This is a genomic window from Spirulina major PCC 6313 (assembly GCF_001890765.1).
GTDB classification, from domain to species: Bacteria; Cyanobacteriota; Cyanobacteriia; order Cyanobacteriales; family Spirulinaceae; genus Spirulina; species Spirulina major.
This window is the reverse complement of the sequence record NZ_KV878783.1, coordinates 4,557,567-4,582,399: the sequence shown is the minus strand read 5'-3', so window position 1 is coordinate 4,582,399 and position 24,833 is coordinate 4,557,567. Positions and strand designations below refer to the sequence as shown.

Sequence of the window (24,833 nt, the reverse complement as noted above, 5' to 3'; positions counted from 1 at the left end):
ACCATGCGCTGGAAAACCGTAAAACCGCTGCTGAATCTGGTTCATTACAGCATCTTTGGACTCTGGAATTTGTGTTTTCTGGTGGTGTTGTACTTGATGTGGTTGCCAGAGTTCGGGGTTGAGACGATCCAGGCGATCGCATCGGGGGAAATCCAACGGGAATTTGCGATCACGTTAATCGGCTTTTTAGCGATTCCCCCGATCTGTACAGCGATCGCCTACACCAAACTACTCAAGCAACCCCTGGCCCAAACTCGCCTCTTTTTTGGCATTGAAGCGCCCCTCTTTGTCCTCTGTTTGCTGCGCTTTTTCGTGCTACGGGAACTAAACCCCGCCAGCTTTTGGCTCTTGGGGTCGCTGCTGGTGGCGATCGCCACCTTTAGCGTCACACAAATCACCGGCTATTGGGGCGATCGGGACGGCCTGCCGCGCCGCCTCGCGCCCCTCCAAGCGGCAGCCCAAACCCTCGTGATTTTGATGGGGGTGTATGTTGGGGTGCTGTTGATGCTCTATGTTGTGCCGGTGGCGGGCTTTGTGCTGACGGGGTTGGCGGACTGGATCACCTCTGAGTATTTTTGGACGGGTCTGGGAGAATCGTGGCAGTGGTTTTGGGCGAATTTGGCCCAGGGGAGCTTGGATACGGTGCTTCAGGGTCTGTTTTTCACTGCCTTGTTTGGCCTGAGTGTGGTGTTTTTCCTGGCGATGCCGATGAGTTTCATCCTGTTTTATGTGGACTCTGGGCGGGGGATTTTGCGGAAATTTGCAGCTCAACGGGGGCGGAAAACGGCGATGATCCTGGCGGTGGCGACCTTGACCGCGTGGATTGCGATCGCTGGCGGTCTCAATCGCCAACCCCAAAACCGCGCCTTTGCCTTCTTAGAGCGAGATATCTCCTCCCCCCAAGCCCGCCAAGCCCTCCTGGAAAATGCCCCCGCCATTCGTGCCGGCCTCCTCAATGCCTATCTCCATCCCTATCGCTATTTGGGGACGAATCAAGACACCAGTAATATTGAATGGCTATATCAACAGTCCTTACGAGTGCCAGACGGTGTGGCCCAAACCCTGCAAGAGTTTCAGGATCTGCTGTTGTTTGCGTTTTTGTATAACGGCGATCGCAACGATAACGATCGCGCCAGCGAACTCTACGCCCAATTTTTCGACACCCCAATCCAAAAAGGCGAACAGGCCGCCATCCTCAACTCCCTCAAATCCACCACCATGCTCGATGCGGCTAATGCTGGGGTGCTCAATATTGGCGAGGAAAAAGTCCACCTTGAACGCCAAGACCTCACCATCACCCCCGCTGGCGATTGGGCAGAGGTGGAACTTCATGAAGTCTATGTCAACCAAACCTTTGAAGTGGAAGAGATTTTCTATTCCTTCTCCCTGCCAGAAAGTGCCGTGATTACGGGGATTTGGTTGGGAGAAACGGAGAATTTGAGCGATCGCTACCCCTTCCAAGTCTCGCCACGGGGAGCCGCCCAAGCCGTCTACACCTCCCAAGTGCAACGCGAACGCCCCATCGACCCCGCCCTCCTCGAACAAGTGGGCCCCCGCAACTACCGCCTCCGCGCCTTCCCCATCCCCGCCCAACCCGACCAATGGGAACGCAACAACGGCATTGAACCCGCTAAATTCCATCTCTGGCTCACCTATCGCACCCTACGCAGTGCCAACAGTTGGCCGCTGCCACAACTGAGCGAAGCCCGTAATGTCTTCTGGGACGACACAACGACACGATTCCGCAATGGGGAAGCCGCCCCAAACATCCCAACTTGGTTTGAGGCGCAAGGATCGGCCCCAGACAGTCCCCTCCAACCCCAGACGGCAACCCTCGCCGGTTACACTATCACCGCTGAACCTCTAGCGGATTTACCCCTCCGCGAACCCCAAGGTAAGCGGCTAGCGATCGTCCTCGATAGCTCCTACAGCATGAACGAACAACGGCAAGAACTCGCCAAAACTGTGCAGTGGATCGAGAAGCATGGCCTCACGGATGGCGACCTGGCCAATAATGAAGCCGATTTTTATGTGGCTACGACGGCCGGGATTGACCCCTATGCTGTTCCTCGCGATGGGATTTCAAGCCTCGATCGCACCCCCTTCTATGGCACCGTCCAACTCAAAACCATGGTGCGGCAATTTGCCCAACTGCGCGACAATGCGCCCTACGATGCGGTGATTTTGCTCTCCGATCGCGGCAGTTACGAACTCGCCGACGATTCCGATCGCCTGCCCGCGCTAGAGATGCCCCTCTGGACAGTGCATCTGGGCAATCATTACCCGGCTGCCTACGATGATGCCATCCTCGCTGCGATCCAGACCAGCGGCGGCGGGGCGGCTGGCTCGATTCCGGAAATGCTCTACCACATGACGGAGTTATCGGGTCAGCCGATCACATTAGCGGATGGGTATCGCTGGGAGGCGACCCCCACGGATAACCCGACCGCCACCCCGCCCGATGGCTTTACCCCCTTCGCGGCTCGGTTCTTGATCCATCACCTCAGCCGCGAGACGGACACCACCGAGCCGGAACAGTTGGATCAACTCCATGCGATCGCCAAAGAGACTGCGATCGTCACTCCCTATTCCTCCATGATCGTCCTCGTCAACGATGAACAGCGGAACATGCTCAAGGAGGCAGAACAGGGAGAAGACCGCTTTAATCGCACCGTGGAAGATGGCAGCGAAGACCTCCAAGAACCCCCCAGCGTCATGGGCAACACCACGGTTCCTGAACCCGGCACTTGGTTCGCCGCTCTGATCATCACCCTAGTGATCATCCGCCAGCGCCGCCACTTCGCCCGCTAACCCCCTGGCGCGATCCAGCAACGGCCCAGCCATGCCCCTACGGACAACCCACCCCAACCCGGTGGGAAATTCGTGGGGGTATGGTAACGATTTCACGGGCCATTGACTACTGAGGACTGCTTTTGTGCCGCTTTTGAATGCGCTGGGCAAGCCCACAAATTTTGGCTGAGGTGGTGGAGGGTTTGGGGAAGTTGGGATTTTCTCGTGATTTGGCTCTGCCAAGTCATGACGATGGGGAGGCTCTGCCGCCTGGTTATGGGAGGCTCTGCCGCCTGTTGTCCATCCCACGGCGGAGCCATGGGACGAGGGGAGTTGTTCTATATTTAGCGTACTGAGGGTTGAGTGGAGTTAAACTCTGGCCGCCTATCCTATTGCTTGGGGAGGCTTTGTCAGAGCTGATCGCAACAGAACATCACGAAGGCAGATCGTCGGCCACCCTCTGCCCGTACACTAGCCACTAGAGACGCTCTAGACCGCTTATCCAATTTTGTTATGGCCGAATCGCTCACCCCGCAGACCAACCCCCGCACCGCCACCGAGCCGATTATCCTGGGGGCGATCGATATCGGCACGAACTCGATTCATCTGGTGGTGGTGAAAATTGAACCCCAGTTTCCGAGTTTTTCGATTATCGCTAAGGAAAAAGACACGGTGCGCTTGGGCGATCGCGATCTAAAAACCGGCAAGCTCACCCCGGAAGCCATCGATCGCGCCCTCGCCGCCCTGCGTCGCTGTCAAGATCTTGCCCTCAGTTTCGGTGCTCAACATCTCCTTGCTGTTGCCACCAGTGCCACCCGCGAAGCTCCCAATGGTCAGGACTTCATCCGTGATGTGGAGGAGACCTTGGGGCTGCAAATTAACCTCATTTCGGGGCCCGAAGAAGCACGGCGGATCTATTTGGGGGTGCTGTCGGGGCTGGAGTTCACGGCGCAACCCCATGTGATTATTGATATTGGCGGCGGCTCAACAGAGTTGATTTTATGCGATCGCCAAGATGCCCGTTTCCTGAGCAGCACCAAAGTGGGAGCCGTGCGCCTCACCCAAGAATTCGTCCACACCGACCCGATCACAACCGAAGAACTCACCTACCTCCGCGCCTATGTGCGGGGGATGTTGGAGCGGCCCGTGGAGCAAATTTTGGCTAAGCTCAAACCCGGCGAAGTGCCCCGCATGATCGGCACGTCCGGCACGATTGAAACCCTGGCGATTTTGCAAGCCCGCTCCCAAACTGACGAACCGCCCAATCCTCTCAATGGTTACACTGTGTCGCGGGCGCAACTCGAAGACCTGACGGAAAAGCTCGCTGAGTTGGACTATGACGATCGCGCTGTGTTTCCGGGGATGTCTGAGCGACGGGCTGAAATTATTGTGGCGGGGGCGGTGATTCTGCTCGAAGCGATGGAAATGCTAGGGCTAGAGGAAATCAGTATTTGTGAGCGGGCGTTACGGGAAGGGATTATCGTTGATTGGATGCTCACCCATCAACTGATTGCTGATAAGTTGCAGTATCAAAGTGCGGTGCGCGATCGCAGCGTCTACAGCATCGCCCAAAAATATCACGTCAAACTGGACTACAGCGAACGGGTGGCCGAGTTCGCGGTGCAACTGTTTGACCAACTCCACGGCAAGCTCCATTTTTGGAACGAGAACGAGCGCGAATTGCTCTGGGCTGCCGGGATGCTCCACAACAGCGGTCTATATATTTCCCACGCCGCCCACCACAAACATTCCTACTATCTGATCCGTCACGCGGAACTTTTGGGCTATACCGATCTGGAAGTGGAACTAATCGCCAACATCGCCCGCTACCACCGCAAAAGTAAACCCAAGAAAAAGCACCCCGCCTATCACGGCCTCAACAAACCCGATCGCCAACGGGTCGATCAACTCAGTGCGATTCTCCGGTTAGCGGTGGCGTGCGATCGCCGTCAAATTGGGGCGATTTCCCGCGTTCACTGCACCTACGATTCCCACCATGACACCCTCCGCCTCCATCTCTACCCCACCGACCCCAACGATGCCTGTGAATTGGAACTGTGGAGCTTGGACTACAAAAAAGACGTGTTTGAGGAAGAATACAACGTCATCGTCACCGCCACCGTGGGTTAGTCCCGCCGGGGGACTGACGGCTTATCCATAACCCAAGTTGCGAGTCTGGATCGGGCAGGAGTGAACCAGAGGCTCACACGACCAGAACTGTGATCCTCTGTAGTGCGAGCTTCTAGCTCGCTGCTCTGCTCTGATGAGGGAGATCAAAGGCAGGTTGAGGGGTGCGATCGCACCTAGGCCGCAGAGGGTGTTTGAGTGGAGTCTGGGCGGACAAACGCAGCCACCTGTTCAGAGGAAAGATCCCGAAACGCATTCCACGCCACATGGAGGAGGCGATTCGGTTCAAATTCATGCTTCACCAAATTCCAAATCCGTTGGACTTCTTCGGTGTGGAGGCGATCGTTTTCCGTCAGCGCCAGCAAAATTTGATTGCGCAAATATTGCCCCTCTTCTGAAAACAGGTATTGAATCCCCAATTGCGCCGTGGGCAGCAAATCAAACTGCCCATCAGTTTGGGCAATTAACAGCATATTTTCTAACCGTGCCCAATGGAATTTTCCATCTTGGAACAGCACCTCTAACAAGCGGCGACGCATCGCGGGGGATTCCCCTTTCAGGAGGCGTTGAGCCACGTAGGGATAGGCGATTTCGACAATTTTAAAGTTGGGATCAAGGGTGAGGGCGAGGCCTTCTTGGGTGACGAGGGAGCGAATAATCAAGGAGAATTTCGCCGGCACGCGGAAGGGGTAGTCATACATCAACGCTGAGAATTCATCGGTGATGGTTTTGAAGTTAAAGTTCCCAACACTCTCCCCGATCGCATTTCCCAACACCCGCTCTAGGGCTGGGATAATCGGGGTCATATCCGTGTCTGGGGTCAAGAAGCCAAGAACATTAAAATCATGGGCGAGGGCGTAGTAATCCCGGTTGATCAGATGCACAATCGAGGCTGCGATCGTTTCTTTGGTTTCTTCTTCAAGTTGATCCATCATCCCAAAGTCGATGTAGGCCATGCGGCCATCCGCCATCGCAAACAGGTTTCCGGGATGGGGATCGGCGTGGAAAAAGCCGAATTCTAAAAGCTGGCGGAGGCCGGAAACCACCCCAATTTTGATCACTTCATTGGGGTCAATGCCAGCGGCTTTGGCGCTTTCAGTGTCCGTCAGTTTAAACCCGTTGATCCATTCCAGGGTGAGGACACGATGGCTGGTGTAACGCCAATAGATATCCGGGACTTTAACGGTGGGATCATCGCGGAAATTGGTGGCAAAGCGTTCTGCGTTACGGGCTTCGTTGATGTAGTCGATCTCTTCAAAGAGTTTGCCGCCAAATTCATCCACAATCAAACTCAAGTCATGGCCCAAATTTAAGGGGAGCCAAGGTGCGAGCCACCCTGCCGCCCAGCGCATGAGAAAAAGATCGCGGGTGACCACGGGCAAGAGGTGAGGACGCTGGACTTTGACGGCGACGGCTTCACCGCTGTAGAGGGTGGCGCGATAGACCTGGCCTAAGCTGGCGGCTGCGATCGGTTGGGGCGAAATGTCTTGGTAGATTTCCTGGACGGGGCGATCGAGTTCGCGCTCAATAATCGCAAAAGCGGTTTTGGTGTCGAAGGGGGGGAGTTGGTCTTGGAGTTTGATCAGTTCATCGAGGAAGTCAGGGTGAATCAAGTCCGGTCGGGTGGATAGGGCTTGACCGACTTTGATGAAGGTGGGCCCCAGTTGGGTCAGGATGTCGCGGAGTTCGGTGGCGCGTTTGGGTTTGTTTTTGTGCTGCGGGTCTCGCCACCGATCGAGGATGAGACGGATTGCAAAAGTACCCAAGAGGAATGCGACGGAGATGGCGCGTCCGATCACAATCCAGGGTCGTCGGTAATAGTATTGTGCGATCGCTTCAGGATCGTAGCGTTGTCCGGTTACATCATCGGTGGAAAGCAGAGACTGACTCACAAGCCTTAAAACGCCTCTATGCGCAAAAATAAGTGAAATTCCTTTCTAGTATACAAAACTACAAACTTTCTGCTGATCTAATTCACGAGAAATGACGCTTTCGGCAGAGGGCAACGCTCCGGTTCAATGCGGATAATGGAAAAGTGGCACGGTTACGAAATAGAGTAATTTGTGTCGGTAACGGTCTAGGGATCAGGCGTTGGTGGGTTTGCCATTGTTCTGTAGACCCGTGCTGATGTTGCGTCTGCTGTCATTGTTTTTACTTAACCTTTCTTTAAGTTTTATGAAGTTTATCGATTTTTCGTCTCGTCTCAGTTTGGGTGTACTGGCCAGTGCGAGTGTGCTTTTACCCATGGCGATCGCACCTCAACCCAGTGCAGCCCAACAAATCGTCAACGCCACGCCAGCGGGACAAGAAGTCCCCAACAACAGCTCCATCACCTGGAAATTTGATGACGCTCGCCTGGTAAACCCCAATTCCCTCAAGGTCTCCCTTGATGGTCGGGATGTCACCGCCCAGAGCTTTATTGACACCAACACCAACACCTTCGGCTATCGTCCTCAGCAACCCCTCGCACCGGGAAGCCACACCGTCCAAGTGGAATTCACCAACACCCAAGGGGTGAGCTATCGGGCTGCATGGTCGTTCAATGTCGTTGATGTGGCCTTAACCATCGCCAGCGTTACCCACAACGCCAGCACCCAGCCCCTCGTCAATGGCGACACCTTCATGGCGGAACTGAAGGGCACACCGGGAGCAACGGTCGCCGTCCTCCTCGTGCAAAATGGTCAAACCGTGCGAACCTTGAGCGCGACGGAAACCGCATCGGGGGTCTATCGGGTCACGTTCCCGGTGGGAGCGAGCGATCGCGTCAGTGAAGGCATCGTCGTCGGTCGGTTCGAGAAAAGTGGCAAAGTCGTCTACAGCGTCGCCGCCCAAGCCTTCGCCCTCAACCCCACCCCCACCACCGCCACCGTCCAACAAACCCAAACCTCGAACGTTTCCCAAAACCCCATCGAAACCACCCCCGCCGCCGCCCCTCTAGCTGTGACGATCACCAGCCACACCAACAATGCACGGGTGAATGCAGCCAACGGGTTCCGCCTCACGGGGACAGCCACACCAGGGTCTACCGTGAATGTAACGGTGACCGCAGACGCACCGAGCGCCCTCGGCGGCTTAATCCGCTTGGGGAGCGGCACAAAGCTGCTCGATGCCGTGCCCGCCACCGTGCAGGCGGATGGGACGTTTGGTGTGACCGTGCCACGGCCGCCGGTTGTCCAAGGTGGCATGCGTTACAGCGTCACCGTCCAAGCGAATCAAGGCACGGAAACCAAAACGGCCGACTTGACCTTGATCCAACAGTAAGCCGCACCCCGTCAGTCACACAGTCTAGTAGACTGACAGGGTTAAAAAAGGACATTAGAAAAATCTTGCGTAGGGTAGACACTGCCCACCGGGAAAGAGTTTCATGGATTACAAGATAATCACTAATTAAGACATGTCACGGCACTAGTGGACTGACAGGGTTAAAAGGTGAGTCATTGCCCAGAGGGGTGAGGGTCGTCGAACCCCGGAGCATCAGACTTCGACTTCGCTCAAACTTCGACTTCGCTCAGACTTCGAGTTACTTTTTGATCTGTTGAAATAGATGGAATCCCCGTGCGTTCACGCCGGGGCGGATGTCAATTGCCATCTTGGACTAGACACGCCACGAGGTTAACGGTGGGGCTGACCTCTGCCGTCTCCAAATTCACGCTTCGGTAGTCTCAGCCACAGCACCCAGGCGAAGAGCATAGGTGAATGGCCTTGTACAGTAAAGAGAACGTGACTGTTGTTAGACCTACCCATGGTTGAATTATTTTCCATCCCCTTCTTCACCTTCGATGCTGCTCGATCCGTCCCCATCCTAGCGACAGCGTCAGAATCAGCCGACAGTTCGATGGTGCTTGCCAGCGTCCTCCTCAGCCTCGTTGTGGTCTATCTAGCCAGCAAAATTGGGGGGGAACTCTGCGCCCGGATTAATCTTCCCCCGGTGCTCGGTGAACTTGTCGGCGGCGTTGTCGTCGGGGTCTCGGCCCTCCAACTCCTGGTGTTCCCTGGCGAAGGAATCGCCGCTGAAAATTCACTGATCATCAAATTTGTTGAACTGACCACCACCCTCACCCCCTTAGGGGCCAGTGCAGTTTTTGAAACGCAAAGTGAAGTGATTTCAGTGCTGTCCGAACTGGGGGTGATTATTCTCCTGTTTGAAATTGGCCTCGAATCCAAACTCGATGAACTGATCCGCGTTGGCCCCCAGGCCGTGGTCGTCGCGATCGTTGGGGTTGTGGCTCCCTTTGCCGCCGGAACTCTCGGCTTGGTCTATTTGTTTCATCTGCCCATTGTTCCCTCAATTTTCGCCGGGGCAGCATTAACGGCCACCAGCATCGGCATTACAGCGAAGGTGCTCGCTGAAATTGGCAAACTGTCGTCTACGGAAGGACAAATTATCATCGGGGCGGCGGTGCTCGATGATGTACTGGGCATTATTGTCCTGGCGGTGGTGGCGAGTTTGGCGAAAACCGGCGAAGTGCAGGTGATAAATATTGTTTATCTGATCATTAGTGCCGGAACGTTTTTGGTGGGGTCGATTTTGCTCGGTCGCTATGTGATTAAACCCATCTACGAAAATTTGGTGGGAGAAATGAAGACCAGGGGTGAACTACTGCTGACGGCGTTGGTGGTGGTGTTTATCCTGTCCTATATTGCGACAGCGATTCAGTTGGAATCAATTCTTGGTGCGTTTGCAGCGGGGTTAATTCTGGCGGAAACCTCCCAACGCTCCAAGTTAGAAAAACAGGTGATTCCGGTGGCGGATTTACTGGTGCCGGTGTTTTTTGTGGAAGTGGGGGCCCGGACGAATTTGGGGGTGCTGAACCCGATGAATCCGACGAATCGCGAAGGCTTGGTGATTGCGGCTTTCCTGATTGTGGTGGCGATCGTGGGCAAGGTGATTACAGGATTTACCGTGTTTGGTCAACAGGGTGACTTGAAAAAGTTAGCCATTGGTGTTGGCATGATTCCGAGGGGAGAAGTGGGCCTCGTCTTTGCGGGTGTAGGTGCAGAGAGTGGAGTGCTATCATCATCGACGGAAGCCGCCATTATTATGATGGTGATTTCCACGACCTTCCTGGCCCCTCCCCTGTTACGTATTGTGTTTCGTGACCCGGAGCCCACTGCCTCGGAGACTTCGGAGGCAGGCGGATAAGTCCTATTCTCACTACCGTTTAGATTGAGTCTGATATGCCATCCCACCTCATCACACGCTTCAGCCTTGTTTCGAGTGTTTTAGGTTTATGGTTTTGGGCAATGCCTGTGGAGGCGGCACGTCTAATCTTTTGGCAGTTTGAATCAGACCAAAATCGTCTTGTTTTTAGCACCGATGAGGCTGTTCAGCCAACGGCGCGTTTGCTTCAAAATCCAACTCGTTTGGTGATTGATCTGCCGGGGGTGAATCTGTCTCAGTTAGACCCGGATCAATTGCGTTTGCCGGAAGGGGCGGCGGGGGCGATCGCATCCATCCAAGCTGTGCCCATGACGGATCAAGACAGTCGCCTCCTGATCGAACTGGCGGAGGGCTACACCCTCGATCCACAACAAATCGAAATCACGGGCCAAACACCCACCCGTTGGCAGGTGCAATTACCAGCCCCCACGCTCACCTCGCGCCCGGCTCCGCGTTCCTCCCGCTTGGAAGCGCAGGCGGTGAGTACGATCAATGCCATTGAACTGGGGGTGGGCAATCAACTCCTGATTCGGAGCGATCGCGCCATCAGCGGCACTAAGGAATGGAATCAGCGCGATCGCGTCTATCAAATTCTGATTCCTAACGCCCGCGTCGCCGATGCCGTCGCCCAATCTCAACTCCCCGTCAACAGCCCCATCTCCCAATTGCGCGTCCGGCAACGGGGCAGCACCGTCGAAATTTTGGTGTATCCTGCCACCAACTTTGATGTAGGCGACCTCCGGCAACTCAGCCCCAACCTCCTCGCCCTGGCCATCGATCGCCAAACCACCACCAGCCGCCCCGTCCCGATTCCCCCCACCACATCGCGCCCCCCCACCCCGATCCCCCCCCGTACCACCCCCCAACCCACTACCCCCCTGCCCCGACCCAGTGGCCGCGACTTGGTGGCCATTGACCCCGGCCATGGGGGGCGTGATCCGGGTGCGATCGGCATTGGCGGTCTGCGGGAAAAAGATGTGGTCTTGCCGATTTCCCTCGAAGTCTCCCAGATTTTGCAGCAGCAGGGCGTTCAGGTGATCATGACTCGCTCCGACGATCGCTTCATCAGCCTCGCGGGACGCACCCAGATCGCCAACCGTGCCCGCGCTGATATTTTCGTCAGCATCCACGCCAACGCCATCAGCATGAGCCGCCCCGATGTGAACGGGGTTGAAACCTTTTACTATTCATCGGGGTATCGCCTCGCCCAATCAATTCAAAACAGTATTTTGCAATCGATTCAGATTCGCAATCGGGGCGTGAAGCAAGCCCGCTTTTATGTGCTGCGTAATTCATCAATGCCAGCGGTGCTCGTGGAAGTGGGCTTTGTCACCGGGCGCGAAGATGCACCCCGCTTGGCCAATCCCCAATTCCGCAGCCAAATGGCCCAGGCGATCGCACGGGGGATCTTGCTCTACCTGCAACAAAATTAATCGCACCCTGTCCGTCGAGGCTATACTGAGGTGCGATTTGAGCAAAAACTCAGCCATCGCTGCGGTTTTACTCTAAATTCGCTCGTTAACGATACATCCGCCGTAACCAACATGCAACACAATCGAATTGGTGTGTTTGATAGTGGACTCGGAGGCCTCACCGTCTTCCAAGCTCTCCAACAAACCTTGCCTCATGAATCCATTCTCTACTTCGGGGATACGGCGCGATTACCCTATGGGTCTCGGAGTAAAGCGGAAATTTTGCAGTTTGTCCGGGAAATTCTCACCTGGATGACGGCCGAAAACACCAAGATGGTGATCATGGCCTGTAACACCAGTTCCGCCCTCGCCCTCGAAGAAGTGCAGTCAGAATTTCCGATGCCGATCTTGGGAATCATTTTGCCCGGTGCGCAGGCGGCGGTGCATCGGGGGCAGCGGGTGGGGGTGATTGCGACATCGGCAACGGTGGCGAGTCTCGCCTATCCCCACGCGATTCACGAAGCAGATCCCACGGCACAGGTTTGGCAAATGGATTGCCCGGATTTTGTGCCGTTGATTGAGAGCGATCGCATCCACGACCCCTACACCCAACAGGTCGCCCAAAACTATCTTGCCCCCCTCCTCGCCCAAAACATCGACACGCTGATCTACGGCTGCACCCATTACCCCCACCTCGCCCCCGTCCTGCGCCGGATTCTGCCCCCCACCGTCCGCTGCATTAACCCCGCCACCTTCGTCGCCCAAGCGGCAGCGCGGGAACTCCACCTGATGGGCCTACACAACACCCAGCCCTTAGCCGTTGACCATCGGTTTGGGGTCAGCGGTGACCCGGCCACCTTTGCCCACTTGGCGCAAAAATGGCTCAATCAACCCCTTAACGTTGAAAAAGTCCACCTGCCGACGGTGCAGTCAGAATCTGCATCCGTTCAGCCGGTGGACTCAAGCGGGTGAGGAAAGGAACAGCGGAAATCGTCTTGATTCAATCAAGCCCCTGGGAAACGAGTCAGGCGCTCAGTGATACCCTCGGATCAATTAACCTTTTGGGGTTACTGATGTCCGGCTCCGTTTCCCACGCTGCGCCAATGTCAACAACAGGTAGACCAACAATAAGTAGCTTGTGGCCATCATCAAAATCATCATCGGTGCGCCTCCACGGATAGGAATAGTAATCAGGTGGGGTTGAGAGGCTTGAGTTCGGCAAGGGGTGCGATCGCATCCCCTATCGCCGCGCTCAGTAAGCAACAGATATTTTTTCCAGCGTGTCATCTCAAGCACTGAGGGCACTTGCGTCAGATTAACAATGGTGTATGATGAGGAGCGCCCTGACAAGCACCGCATCAGCATAATTACTCATCGTCAACTGTCTGAAGGGAGTGAAGTTGAACAAATCCCAACCGTTCTAATAATCAAATCATTATTCGACGGTGAGGCCCCCATCCCTCAGGATCAATGAGTTCGGGGGGTTCAGATCTTCTATCTTCGCAAGGCAATCAGGTCTGGATCAATTGAAGTAACCATAATCATTCGCGCTGTTTTGGTCAATCCAAACGGAGCAAATCATCATGGTGAACCCCAAACAATGGAACAATATCTGCGTTTGCTATTGCTCAGCATCTATTGCTTTGTTATCTCTTTACCACAACGGTAACTCGAATACAGCGCTACAAGCAGAATACCCTGACGCACCGCAGTTTAAATGAATTAACCTGCTCGTGACTCACACGGGGTGAAGTATGCCACCGCCCAACGTGTTGACCGTATGGATAAAATCTATGGAACCCTCACTACTAGACTAACATAAGAATTTGAATGCCGGAAAATTGCACCCCATAATTTTTTTGAAAGTTTCCCCGGTGCGATCGCCGCTGCGAGCCTAGGACATTTCCGATGCTCAACCAAACGCTTTAATTGCCATTCAGGATCGGGATAGAGTATTTGTATTCATGTAAACCCTAATTGGTATGTAGCGTAAAGGTGCTGGTATGATTCCGCTGCAACTGACCCTCAAACATTTTCTCAGCTACGGCGAGGCAACCCTTGATTTTCGGGGTTTACATACGGCCTGCATTTGTGGGGCCAATGGGGCGGGGAAATCCTCACTCCTCGAAGCGATGACCTGGGTGCTGTGGGGGAAAAGCCGGGCCAGTAGTGATGATGATGTGATTCAAACCGGTGCAACGTCGGTGCGGGTGGATTTTACGTTTATCAGTGGTGAGGTGACCTATCGGGTGATTCGATCGCGCCCTAGGGGCCGCAGTGGTGAGTTGCAATTTCAGGTAGACAGTGGTGAAGGTAATTTTCGACCGTTGACCGAGAAAGGGATACGAGCCACCCAAGATAAGATTATCGAGGTGCTGAAGTTGGACTATGACACCTTTGTGAATTCGGCTTATCTGCGCCAGGGACGGGCTGATGAGTTTATGTTGCGGGGGGCGAGCGATCGCAAAAAAATCCTCGCAGATATGCTGAAGCTCGACCAATACGAACGCCTGGCCGATCGCGCCAAAGAGACCGCCAAAGCCTTAAACGTGAAACAAGCCGCCCTCCTGCCCCGCCTCGACCCTCTTACGGAGCGTATTGCCCAGCGAGGCGCGATCGCTCAACAGCAAACCGACATTGCCGCCGCCCTCACAAACCTCGAACAACAGCACAGCCAACAGCAACAGGAACTGAAGGAGTTACGCAAACAAAATCATGAACGCGATCGCTGGGCCGAGCAACGCCATTGGCAAGAAAGCCGCCTCCGAGATTTTGACGCAGATCATCATCGCCTCCAACAGGATCATCAAGCCCTGACCCGACGGATGCAGGCCCTAGAGGCCTTGTTGAACAATCAAGAGGCGATCGCCGCCAATCACCATCAACTCCAACAATGGCGCGAGCAAGAAGCCACCCTCGCCAGTCAATTCACCGCCGACCGAACCGCCCGCCAAGACCGCCAACGCCTAGAGCGCGACCTCAGCCAAGCCCGCAACCAAATCCAACTCAATATCCGCGAAACCCAAACCCAACTCGCCGCCGTCGAAGCCCAACGCCGCGACCTTGATCCGCTCTTGAATCAGGCCGAGAGCATCGAGCAACGGTGTCAAGAATTAGCCGCCTGCCGTCAACGGGTGCAGGCTTTGGATCAACTCCAACTCCAAGTTTCACCCCTCCTCAAGCAGCACAATCAACTCGAAATCCAATTAAGCCAAGCGCGGGCAGAGTTCACCGCCAAACAGCAGCAACTCCAGCGCGAACGGGAAACATTACAACACCAAAAGGCAGCGGGGGCGGGCTTGCGTCAACAGCTTTTGACCGTGGGAGACCAATTAACCGCCCTAGACCACAAACGCACCTATCAAGAGCGGGTGCGGTCGAAAACCCAAGCGCAGCATGGGCGACAAACGGGGCTAGAGGCGGAGTATCAGGCCTTGCAGCGGCGGATTGTGGAGCTAGAGCAAAAATGGCAGTTGTTGCAGCAACCGGGGGCGGATTGTCCCCTCTGCGATCGCCCCTTAGACGAGAGCGATCGCGCCCATGTCCTCGCAAAAAATCAGACCGAACAGGAACGGTATCGCGAACAACTGTGGCTGATCCAAGAACAACTCACCGACTGTCAGCAACTCCAAACCCGCCTCCAGGCCGAACAAGCGGAACTAGAGCGGGAACTCGCGGACTACGACACCCTCAGCCAACGGGCCAATACCCTCGATCATCGCCTCGAACGGATTGGCGAAATTCAAGAACGCCTCTGGGAGATTGATGCTGAATTGCAAACCCTCGACGCAACCCTCGCAGCGGGTCACTATGCCCAAGACATTCAAACGGAATTAACCCAACTGCAAGCCACCCTTGCTGACTTAAACTACGACGAAAAAACCCACAGCCTCGCCCGCGCCCAAGAACGTAAACTCCAATGGGCAGAAGCCAAGGCCAACCAATTAAAAGAGGCCCAAAAAAAGCAGGCAGACTACGATCGCCTCATGCCGGAATTGCGCGATCGCCTCCAACAGGATCACCAAGCGATCGCTGATCTCGAAACCACCTCAGACCTCGCCAAGGAGATTAAAGCCCTTGATGATCGCCTCGCGGCCTTGGGCTACGATCACCAACACCATCAAGACCTGCGGCAACAGATTCGCACCCATGAACAATGGGAACTCGACCATCATCACCTCCAAACCGCCCAAAACGACTACCCCCCCTTACAAGCCCAAGCCGCGCAAATGGCCCAACGCTTAGCCACACAAGACCGCGAACGACAAACCCTCGTTCAGGAACTTGCCACCCTGCTTGAACAAATGCAAACCCTGCCGGACTATCGCCCCGCAATTGAGCGTCTAGAGCAGGAGATTCACCGCCGCCAAAGTCAACTGGATGACCTCAAACGTCAACAGGGCAAAATAGACCAACAACTCGAAGAACTGATCCAAGTCGAACAGGATCACAACACAATGCAAGGGGAATTAAAGCAAATTAAGCATCAAATCCGAGTCTATGAAGAGTTAGGAAAAGCCTTTGGTAAAAATGGGATTCAGGCGTTGATGATTGAGAATTTATTGCCTCAATTAGAAGCGGAAACCAATGGGATTTTGACACGCTTAACGGGGAATCAACTCCATGTGCAGTTTGTCACCCAGCGGGCGGGTAAGGGGTCAAGTTCACGCAAAAAAAAGACGAAAATGATCGACACCCTCGATATTTTAATCGCCGATGCTCAGGGGACGCGCCCCTACGAAACCTATTCGGGGGGGGAAAGTTTTCGGATTAATTTTTCGATTCGGTTGGCGTTGGCGAAATTGTTGGCCCAGCGATCGGGGGCGGCGTTGCAGATGTTGATTATTGATGAAGGATTTGGGACCCAGGACGGCGATGGGTGCGATCGCTTAGTGGCGGCGATTAATGCGATCGCGCCGGATTTTGCCTGTATTCTCACCGTCACCCACATGCCCCAATTTAAAGAGGCCTTTCAACACCGCATCGAAGTGGCGAAAGGTACAAACGGATCATATTTGACCCTCGCCAGTTAAGCCACGTTTTCCCCACTGTCCCCGCCGATCCCTCCTACCCACCCAGATGATTGATTCAAAATTCCCATGACCCAAGCCGATTCCCCCACCCCGATTAAAATTCTGCATCTTTCAGATATTCACCTCGGCAGCGGCCTCAACCATGGCCGGATTAATCCCGAAACGGGGTTAAATTCACGCCTAGAGGATTTCGTCCAAACCTTGCGGACTTGTATCGATCGCGCCCTGGCCGAGCCGGTGGATTTAGTTCTGTTTGGCGGGGATGCCTTTCCCAATGCCACCCCGTTACCCTATGTGCAGCGGGAGTTTGCGACCCAGTTCCGGCGTTTGGCCGATGCCGGGATTCCCACGGTTTTATTGGTGGGCAACCATGATCAACAGGCCCAGGGCGTGGGGGGTAATAGTTTATCGATCTATCGCACCTTGGCCGTGCCGGGGTTCATCATTGGGGATGCGATCGCTACCCATACCATCCCCACCACCCACGGCCCGATCCAAATCATTACCCTACCCTGGCTCAACAATGCCGCCCTGCTCACCAAGCCGGAAACCGCAGGCCTCGCCATGGATGAGGTCAACCAGAAACTGATCGACCGCTTACGAATCGTCCTCGAAGCCGAAATTCGCCAGTGTGACCCGACCCTGCCCACGGTACTCCTCGCCCATGTCATGGCCGATCGCGCCACCCTAGGAGCCGAGCGATTACTCGCGGTGGGCAAGGGGTTCACCCTGCCGGCGAGCCTCTTCATTCGCCCGGAACTGGACTATGTGGCCCTCGGCCATGTCCATAAACACCAAAACCTCAACCCCAACAATGACCCGCCGATCATCTATCCCGGCAGTATTGATCGGGTGGATTTTAGTGAGGAAAAGGAAGAGAAGGGCTATGTGGTGGTGACGGTGACGAAGGGATCGGTGCAATGGGACTTTTGCCCCGTTGAGGTGCGCCCCTTCCGGACGATTAAGCTCGATGTGTCCAGCCTCGATGACCCCCAAACGGCTATTGTGCGGGCGATTCAAAAGGCTCCGATCACCGATGCGGTGGTGCGCTTAATCTATCAAATTCGCCCCGAACAATTGGATCAGGTGGACACCCAAGCGTTTCACGAGGCGTTAGCGATCGCCCATCACTACAGCATTCGTCCGGAGTTGGTGAGTCAGTTGGTGCGTCCCCGCGTGCCGGAATTGAATGCGGCGCGATCGCTTGACCCCATCGAAGCCCTGCAAACCTATTTAGATAACCATGAATCATTGCAGACTTACCGCGAGGCGATGCTCGCCGCGGCCGAACACCTGTTAAGTGCGGAGGAGGGTAAAGCGATCGCGCTACCCCTCTTTGCCCAGCACGATTAATTCTAGCGTTACCAAAATGGTAACCAGTGCTGCCTTCTATCCGAAGTCGCCCATAGTGGAGTTGAAGTGTAGCACTGTTGTCTTGGAGGTTCCCCATGGGTTCTGCATCCCGTCCCCTGATCCACTCGTTGCAATCCCTCACCCTAGCGGGGGTGAGCCTCCTGGCTTTGGCCAGTTGTGGCGCGGCTCCCTCGCTGGAATCAAACGTGGCGGGTGATGTTGCCCTGGAACAGACGGAATCAGCCAGTGCCCCCCAAAATGCGGCGAGTTTTCAGGGTGAATCCGCCCCCACAGCAACCCTACCCCAATTAATTAAACGGGCGGAGGTGACTCTGGCGGTGGATTCCTTAGGGACGGCGTTGGATGAACTGACGGCACTGGTACGGCAACGGCAGGGGGATGTGTTGACCTTGGAATTGAATGAGGGCGATCGCCGCTCACCCCAAGCCTTTTTACAGGTACGCATTCCCCAAGCGGAGTTAGAGCGAACGATGGAGGATTTACAGACGATTGGCACCATCCGTCAGCAACGGATCACCGCCGAAGATGTGAGCAATCAACTGGTGGATTTGGATGCACGGCTGCGGAATTTGCGGCGCACGGAGGCGAGTTTGTTAGAAATTATGGAGCGATCGGGTTCGATGGCGGATGTGCTCACGGTTTCCAAGGAAGTGAGTGCGGTGCGCCAACAGATTGAGCAAATCGATGCCCAGGCTAGTCATCTCCGCAATCAAGTGGCATTTTCCACCCTGACGATGACCTTAGAAACCACCGCGATCGCCCCTTCCACTCGCCCGCCCCTCTCCTCCCAATTGGGCGCAACCTGGCAGCAGGCCAGTGATTCCCTCCAGGGCGTTACCCTCGGATTCCTGCGCTTGGGGGTGTGGCTGTTGGTCTACAGCCCCTATTGGCTGGGCATGGGTGCGATCGCTTGGGCGGTGCGACGACGGCAACGTGCGATCGCCCCACCCAGGACCACGGATTCCGATGCGCCCCTGAATTAGGCTGCCCCTATTTCCCATCATGAGCCAATAAAGCACTAGCTAGGGCGGTTAGGACATTCAGAGACTCTGGAACAAAGGGCTTAAGCCCTTTGCCTGTCTTAATGCCCTTGTTGATTGCTATAAATGCAGTGTGATGGCATTGCTAAAATCAGGCTTGATTGTAGGGTGGGTTAGGCGGCTTAAACTCCCGTTATCACTGCAATTTAGCAATCCGCCGTAACCCACCGATTACGGGGTCATTAACTCTCCTGATCCGGCAGGCGAATAATATCTTCGTCGCCCAAAAATTCCCCATTTTGTACCTCAATCATCACCAAGGGAATCACCCCCGGATTTTCGACCCGGTGCTGCACATTCATCGGCACATAGGTGGATTGTTTTTGCATTAATAATGTTTCTTTGCCGTCACAAATGAGCCGTGCTGTTCCCGACACGACTACCCAGTGCTCGCTGCGGTGGTAGTGCATTTGGGTGCTGATGTGGTGCTGGGGCTTGACTTCGATCCGGTTGATCCGATAGCGGGGGCCTTCTTCGAGGACGGTGACAGTTCCCCAAGGGCGTTCTTCGACGCGGATACCTGGGCGGGGCTGTTCGGTGGTGTTGGTGTCACTCATGGATAGATTCTCCTTGGGCTGAAACTGATACTTTCGATTATGCGAAATCTGCACCGATTCGGGATCAAATCTTAAGCCGTTTTACGGGTTTGCCCGACCCTTGCAAGGACGGATTTTACCCTAGCCGGGGAGGAAGTGCGATCGCTAGGATCAAGTCATACAAAGCAACCTCCCAAACCGCCATGTTTAACCAAACCAAAACGTTGATTCTCTTGACTGTCCTCAGTGCGCTGCTGATCGGGATTAGCTACACGATCATTGGCGGCTGGGGCGGGGCGATCCTGGGGGTCGGACTGGCTGCCCTGACTAATTTTGGCTCTTGGTATTATTCCGATCGCATCGCCCTCGCGGCCTATCAAGCCCAACCCGTCACCGCCGCCCAAGCCCCGGATCTTTATCGCATTGTGGAAACCTTGAGCCGCAAAGCGGATCTCCCGATGCCAGCGGTGTATGTGGTTCCCACCGAAGCGGCCAACGCCTTCGCCACCGGGCGCGACCCGGAACATGCTGCCGTCGCCGTCACGGAAGGACTGCTCAAGATGTTGACCCCGGCGGAGGTAGAAGCGGTGCTCGCCCACGAACTTAGCCATGTGATCAACCGCGACACCTTGACCCAAGCCGTCGCCGCCACGATCGCCGGGGCGATCGCCTTCCTCGCTCAGATGGCCAGCTATAGCCTGATGTTCTTTGGTGGTGGGCGCGATCGCGAAAATAGCAACGGTTTCGGTCTATTACTGACGATTATTGTCGCCCCCTTGGCTGCGACGATCTTACAACTGGGCATTTCGCGCACCCGTGAATTCAGCGCCGATGCTGGTGCCGCCCGTTTGACAGGGAATCCCCGCGCCTTGATCAGTGCCTTGCAACGCCTCGAACAGGCGGCCAAAAAACAGCCGATGCCCGGTAATCCTGCCTTTCAAACCCTGCTGATTTTCGGCGGCGGCAGTGGCGACACCCTCGCGAAACTCTTTTCCACTCACCCCAGCACCGCAGACCGGGTACAAAAACTTCTCGAACTGGATCGGCAATTGGTGGCTGCGTAGGGGTGCGGAGAGGGTGCGATCGCGCCCCTCTGATTTAATTCCCAACCAATCGCAACAGTGGGTTTCTCCCAGCGAGAAACCCACTGTTTTGCATTGGGGGGAGTTAATGAACTGCGATCGCCCTCGGTTGATAGTCCGCCCCAGTCTTGCGGGCACAAAACCCAATACTGTTATTGGTTTGACCCGGCTGGAGCACCTGAGCCCAGCCTGGAGGGGTGATCGTGTATTGTGTGCCTTGGCGTTGGATGTCCCCGTTCCAACTGTTGTTAATCGTGGCTTGGTTCATCTGAAAATGAAGCCGCCACGAGTCTAGGGGATTCGCCCCACCATTCGTCACCTCGAAATTGACACAAAATCCATCGTCCCAATCCGATTGGATGACGGCCTTGGCTGCGATCGCGCCAGCACTGGTGGGGGGTTGAGGATTAGGGGTTGGCGTGGGAGTTGGGGGCGGCGTGGGAGTTGGGGTCGGGATAGGAGCGGGGGCGGGTTCTGGGCTTGGATTTGTCGCGGTGAGCGATTGACCCAGCAAGGGTTGTAAGAGTGCCTGCTTTGGCGCATCCACCGTCTGCCAATCATCCCGCAAGATGCCGCCCGTATCACCGCTGTTAGGATTCCAACTCCAGTAGGTGAAATGCAATTGGTGCTTGTCGATATAGTCCACCAGACGACGCTGCCAAATGCCTTCTTTGGACTGTGCATCAACCTGCCGACCGCCAAATTCACCAATCAAAATCGGGGCGATATTCTCCTCAGCAATGTATTGAAACCCCGTGTGCCAGCGAGCTTCTAAATTATTCGGAAATTCAGGGGTATTAAACCAGGGCTGATTGTAAACGCCTGCGCCGTATTCATGGGGAGAATACACCAACTGTTCCGGATGGCTCAACCGCACCGGAAAATTGCGCACCCCTTCCAAATTGCCGCCCCACCAATGCGTAAGGGTTTGACCCGGAACATTTTTTTCCACCCCTTCGACCACAATCAGCCAGTGGGGGTTAATCGTGAGGATTGCGTTACCGGCCCGTTCGGCGGCTAAACGCCAATCTGTGGCGCGATCGCCCGTTCCCCAACTGGCCGCCCCGTGGGGTTCATTTTTTAAATCTGCACCAATCACGTTTTTTTGATTGCGATATCGTCGGGCCAATTGTTCCCACGCTCCGATCCAGTCCTGCTCACTGAATCCGTCCCCGTACCAAAGTTCTGGAATGCGCTGATCATTGAGGCGATGGGAATCGAGAAGAATGAGCAAGCCTTCGCGTTCGGCGGCTTGAATGACGAGATCCATCACTTCCAGGGGGGTTTTACCCTGTAGCTCGCGGTTGCTGCCTTGGTTAAAATCAATGCCGCTCACGGTTTGCGATCGCAACATTTGCACCGAATAGGGCAAGCGAATCACGTTGTAGCCCAACCCATGAATCTGTTGGAGCATTTCCCGATATCCCCGCGCCCAGAGGCCATGGGGGGCATGGGTTTCGGTTTCAATGCCAAACCAATTTACGCCCCGCAGCAGCACGGGTTGGCCTTGAGCATCGATAATTTGGCTGCCTTGGGTGGACAGGGGGGTGACGAGGGGAGGCGATTGGGCGATCGCACCCTGCACTCCGGACAAAACCTGAGTCAGGAGGAGAGTGATTAACGCCAGGGCGAGATAAATCCGATGGCGGTAGCGTCGTCCTTGCACCCGTAACTGATGTAAAAATTTTTTCAACATGGAGACAAAAGGAATGAGAGAAAAGCTGATTCGTTGTGAGAAACGGCTGCTTTGACTCCTGACGGCGGTTAAACTCAAAAGCTTCCCCACACCAGCCAGTTATCAAGCTGTCTACGGCTAACCATCTCCGCTTGAAACCAGCCCATTCGTCAGTTGGGCTGGGGCTTGAATGCTGGGGCTAGAGTTCGGTCATTTTTTGGAGGAGGGTGTGGGAGAGGAAGGGGATGATTTCGCGGTTTTGGCTGTTGAGGCGGCCTTCGGTGAAGATGACCAATAGATAGGGTTGAGTGTAGGGGGCTTCGATGTAAGCGGCATCGTGGCGGACGCGGGAAGTCCAACCGGCCTTAGACCAGAGCTTGGTTTGACTGGGCAGACCTTCCCCGATGAAGCCCATCACTTGGTTTTCTTCGTTGGAGGGGAGTTCGCTGGCCTGGGCGGAGCGCCGGAGGAGTTTCATCATTGTTTGGCAGCGATCGCGCGATACCGCCACGCCCCCCACAATGCTATGGAGCAGACGAGCGATCGCATCTGTCGTCAACATATTGCGGTTTTCCAAGGTTTCCCCCACAAATTGCCGCTCGCGTCCGTAGGGGCCATCGCCCCAGGTTTTTTGATTAATATTCACCCCGCGCAACTCTTCCCAGCCCAGGGCTTGATAATACCGATTGACAATCTGACGCTGTTTCGCCCAAGCCGCGAATAGATCCGGCGGCAACTCTGGCCCGCTCGTCGTCCCACTGAGGACATCCACAATTAAACTCGTGGCATCGTTGCTCGACTCGACGATCATATCTTCAATGGCCCGCTCTAGTTCCGGCGACGTGCTGACCATCTCCTTTTCGAGCCATTCCTGAATCGCCACCAGATAAAACAACTTGACCACGCTGGCCGGATAAATTCGCTCAACGCCCCGATAGCTAAAGCCCCGCACCGGATAGCCCCAAAACTCCCCGGAGGAAATCGCACCGCCCGTATTCACAATCACCGGATCGTCATACACTATCCAAGTGAGCGCGATCTGATTGCGAGCGAGGCCTGGAAACTTGGCCCATGCGGCGGCGAGTACATCCTGTCCGAGTTGTTCGAGGGTCGCGTCGTTCTGAAAAAACAGCATGAAATCCTTGAGTGATGCCAACTTCTCCTCATTTTGCCCCCTCTCCTAGCGGGGAGTATCGTTGTCGCGAAAATCTTAATCTCTACACATCGTCGGCCTGTACGGGGTTGGCGACTCAGGCGGTGGCGGGTCGTCAATTGCGGATCATCGGTGCAGAAGGGGATGCGGTGCGGGTGCAACTTTGTGAGGATGATTATCCGGCGTGGTTGGCGTTGAGCGATCGCACTTTGATCGAACCCGCCCCCATGGCCTATCACGCCGTGCGTGTTGAACGGGATGAGATTGAACGCCGGATCGAGGGTGCGATCGCCTTTGCCCGCGCTGCCATGGCTCAACCCCATCATTACCTTTGGGGCGGCACGGTCGCGCCCGATTACGACTGTTCCGGCCTGATGCAGGCGGCCTTTGCCTCCGTTGGGGTTTGGCTCCCCCGCGATTCCTATCAACAGGGGGCATTTACAGCCGCGATCGCTTTTGATCAACTCCAACCGGGGGATCTGATCTTCTTCCAAGAACCGGAAAAAAACCGCATTTCCCATGTGGCACTCTATGCGGGCGCGGCGGGCTATCTCCACAGTTCCGGAGTCCAACGGGGTCGCAACGGGATCGGCATTGATCCCTTTACCGCCGATGGCAGCGAAATCGGATCACGCTACTATCCCCTACGCCACAGTGCCGGACGGATCATGCACAGTTACCAACCCGGCGACGGCTGGAATCAATAAATCGTGGCAAAATTTGGATCAACCCGATCGCACCTGTGTTATGGATTTTGTACTCGCTTCTGCCTCCACCGCCCGTCACCAACTCCTCACCCAAGCGGGAATTCCTGCTCTGACCTGTAAAAGTGGCTTTGATGAAGACCAAGTGCAGATCGCTGATCCGGTGGAGTTGGTGAATACCTTGGCGCGGTGTAAGGCGGAATTGGTTGTGCCGCGCTATCCGCAGGCGTTGGTGTTGGGGTGTGATTCGGTGTTGTCGATTGGGGGGGAAATTCACGGTAAACCGGCAACGCCGGAAATCGCGATCGCACGCTGGCAACAGATGCGCGGTAAGGTGGGAACCCTCTACACGGGTCATGCCTTGTTTGACGGCATCACGGGCCAGTCGGTGATTCGTTGCGGCATCACTCAGGTTAAATTCGCCCCGATTAGCGATCGCATCATTGCAGCCTATGTGGCCACCGGGGAGCCGATGAACTGCGCCGGGTGTTTTGCGATCGATGGCCAAGGCGGCCTGTTTGTGGAAAAGCTCGACGGCTGCCACAGTAACGTGATCGGCCTCAGTTTGCCCCTCCTCCACGAAATGCTCAATGAACTCGGCCACAGCATCGAAGAGTTTTGGCAAACCCAGCCGCACTGATATAGCACGAGTCGAAGAGATTAGGACAAGGGTATGTCTCAGAACAAGGGGCTTAAGCCCCTTGCCTGGCCTAGCGATCTCGACCACTGCTATAACCGCCCGTTGG

At 55.3% G+C, this 24,833-nt stretch carries 16 protein-coding genes; 12 read left to right on the top strand and 4 right to left on the bottom strand.

What is annotated here, in order from left to right; translation table 11 throughout:
• Positions 1 to 3: 3 nt before the first annotated feature.
• Entirely contained in the window at positions 4 to 2,811 is a 2,808-nt protein-coding gene (locus SPI6313_RS20270) for a TIGR02921 family PEP-CTERM protein (RefSeq protein WP_072622623.1), read from the top strand.
• 492 nt (positions 2,812 to 3,303) lie between these two features.
• Entirely contained in the window at positions 3,304 to 4,920 is a 1,617-nt protein-coding gene (locus SPI6313_RS20265; protein WP_072622622.1) for a Ppx/GppA phosphatase family protein, read from the top strand.
• Positions 4,921 to 5,093: 173 nt separating this feature from the next.
• Here SPI6313_RS20265 and SPI6313_RS20260 read toward each other — a convergent pair whose 3' ends face one another.
• A complete protein-coding gene (locus SPI6313_RS20260; protein ID WP_175551196.1) occupies positions 5,094 to 6,809 on the bottom strand; it encodes an ABC1 kinase family protein in 1,716 nt (571 codons plus the stop codon).
• 283 nt (positions 6,810 to 7,092) lie between these two features.
• On the opposite strand from SPI6313_RS20260, the gene SPI6313_RS20255 reads away from it, so the two are divergent.
• The 7 genes from SPI6313_RS20255 (at position 7,093) to SPI6313_RS20225 (ending at position 18,880) form a co-directional block, all read left to right on the top strand.
• Positions 7,093 to 8,178: a hypothetical protein gene (locus SPI6313_RS20255; RefSeq protein ID WP_072622621.1), complete on the top strand. Its 1,086-nt coding sequence runs from the start codon at positions 7,093 to 7,095 to the stop codon at positions 8,176 to 8,178.
• Between the two features lie 481 nt (positions 8,179 to 8,659).
• Positions 8,660 to 10,060 carry a cation:proton antiporter gene (locus tag SPI6313_RS20250; RefSeq protein ID WP_072622620.1) on the top strand — a complete coding sequence of 467 codons (1,401 nt, stop codon included), beginning with the start codon at positions 8,660 to 8,662 and terminating at the stop codon, positions 10,058 to 10,060.
• 35 nt (positions 10,061 to 10,095) lie between these two features.
• Positions 10,096 to 11,511, top strand: coding sequence for an N-acetylmuramoyl-L-alanine amidase (locus SPI6313_RS24860; protein WP_072622619.1), 1,416 nt, complete (start codon positions 10,096 to 10,098; stop codon positions 11,509 to 11,511).
• A gap of 111 nt (positions 11,512 to 11,622) precedes the next feature.
• Positions 11,623 to 12,462, top strand: a complete 840-nt coding sequence (gene murI / locus SPI6313_RS20240) for a glutamate racemase (protein WP_072622618.1) — start codon at positions 11,623 to 11,625, stop codon at positions 12,460 to 12,462.
• A 1,031-nt stretch (positions 12,463 to 13,493) separates the two neighbouring features.
• Entirely contained in the window at positions 13,494 to 16,523 is a 3,030-nt protein-coding gene (gene sbcC, locus SPI6313_RS20235; protein WP_072622617.1) for an exonuclease subunit SbcC, read from the top strand.
• A gap of 66 nt (positions 16,524 to 16,589) precedes the next feature.
• Complete coding sequence (sbcD, locus tag SPI6313_RS20230; RefSeq protein ID WP_072622616.1) at positions 16,590 to 17,876, top strand: exonuclease subunit SbcD; 1,287 nt, start codon at positions 16,590 to 16,592, stop codon at positions 17,874 to 17,876.
• Positions 17,877 to 17,971: 95 nt separating this feature from the next.
• Positions 17,972 to 18,880 carry a DUF4349 domain-containing protein gene (locus tag SPI6313_RS20225; protein WP_072622615.1) on the top strand — a complete coding sequence of 303 codons (909 nt, stop codon included), beginning with the start codon at positions 17,972 to 17,974 and terminating at the stop codon, positions 18,878 to 18,880.
• A 239-nt stretch (positions 18,881 to 19,119) separates the two neighbouring features.
• Here the strand turns inward: SPI6313_RS20225 and SPI6313_RS20220 are convergent, their stop codons facing one another.
• Positions 19,120 to 19,494, bottom strand: coding sequence for a phosphomannose isomerase type II C-terminal cupin domain (locus SPI6313_RS20220; RefSeq protein WP_072622614.1), 375 nt, complete (start codon positions 19,492 to 19,494; stop codon positions 19,120 to 19,122).
• A gap of 182 nt (positions 19,495 to 19,676) precedes the next feature.
• On the opposite strand from SPI6313_RS20220, the gene SPI6313_RS20215 reads away from it, so the two are divergent.
• Positions 19,677 to 20,537 carry a M48 family metalloprotease gene (locus SPI6313_RS20215; RefSeq protein WP_072622613.1) on the top strand — a complete coding sequence of 287 codons (861 nt, stop codon included), beginning with the start codon at positions 19,677 to 19,679 and terminating at the stop codon, positions 20,535 to 20,537.
• 103 nt (positions 20,538 to 20,640) lie between these two features.
• On the opposite strand, the gene SPI6313_RS20210 is transcribed toward SPI6313_RS20215, so the two are convergent.
• Positions 20,641 to 22,251, bottom strand: coding sequence for a cellulase family glycosylhydrolase (locus SPI6313_RS20210; RefSeq protein WP_072622612.1), 1,611 nt, complete (start codon positions 22,249 to 22,251; stop codon positions 20,641 to 20,643).
• Positions 22,252 to 22,429: 178 nt separating this feature from the next.
• Positions 22,430 to 23,365, bottom strand: a complete 936-nt coding sequence (locus SPI6313_RS20205) for a serine hydrolase (protein ID WP_072622611.1) — start codon at positions 23,363 to 23,365, stop codon at positions 22,430 to 22,432.
• Between the two features lie 14 nt (positions 23,366 to 23,379).
• Between SPI6313_RS20205 and SPI6313_RS20200 the strand changes: the two genes are divergently transcribed.
• Together SPI6313_RS20200 and SPI6313_RS20195 are read left to right on the top strand one after the other, a co-directional pair.
• Positions 23,380 to 24,090 (top strand): C40 family peptidase, encoded by a 711-nt coding sequence (locus SPI6313_RS20200; RefSeq protein ID WP_072622610.1) that lies wholly within the window; start codon positions 23,380 to 23,382, stop codon positions 24,088 to 24,090.
• A 40-nt stretch (positions 24,091 to 24,130) separates the two neighbouring features.
• On the top strand, positions 24,131 to 24,727 hold the full coding sequence (locus tag SPI6313_RS20195; RefSeq protein WP_072623254.1) for a Maf family nucleotide pyrophosphatase: 597 nt from the start codon (positions 24,131 to 24,133) through the stop codon (positions 24,725 to 24,727).
• The last annotated feature ends 106 nt before the right edge of the window (positions 24,728 to 24,833 follow it).